The following is a 601-nucleotide window of genomic DNA, read 5'->3' as shown; positions in this document are numbered from 1 at the left end:
CGACGGGTGTGCTCGGGCTGGGATTCCAGCAGCTCCGCCAGGAAGTCGTCCTCGTCGGGGAACACCAACGTCCGGGGCGCCGTGGGAGTCGACACCGCCGTGGGGGCCACGGGTTCCTCCCCGTAGGCTGCCGCCAGGAACCAGTCCGCCATCGCGGCCTGGGGGGTGCGTGCGACGTCCTCCACCTGTGACCCGGCCGCCAGCGCCTCCATGACGACCTTCTCCTCCAAGGTGTCGCTGTACTGCGTGCGCCCCAGGTCCATGAGGACGCCCGCGTCACCGAGCGCCTTGTTCGCCTCGTGTTCCTTGGTCAGCAGCGAGGTCACGACCCGGACCTCGCTGGTGGCGTCCTGGTCGGCCAGCGCCAACGCATGGATCGCGGGGGTGTGCACCTGCCCGTAGCGGTCGATCCTCCCGTTGCGCTGCTGGATGCGGATGAACGACCAGGGCACGTCGTAGTGCACCAGCAGGTGGCACTCCTTGTGCAGGTTCAGACCCTCCGACGCCATGTCGGAGGCCAGCAGGACACGCAACGGCGAGTCGGCCTGCCCGAACGACTCCACGGCGTCCTGGATCCGGTCATCGCTCTGCTGCGCGTGCA

General features: G+C 69.1%; 1 protein-coding gene. It reads right to left on the bottom strand.

Going from position 1 to position 601, the window contains the following annotated elements; translation table 11 throughout:
• On the bottom strand, positions 1 to 601 hold a 601-nt coding region (locus tag FK530_RS24910; protein ID WP_146489481.1), incomplete at both ends, for a C-terminal helicase domain-containing protein.

This window comes from Tsukamurella conjunctivitidis (assembly GCF_007858475.1).
Classification (GTDB): Bacteria; Actinomycetota; Actinomycetes; order Mycobacteriales; family Mycobacteriaceae; genus Tsukamurella; species Tsukamurella conjunctivitidis.
This window is presented reverse-complemented; position numbering and strand designations above follow the sequence as displayed.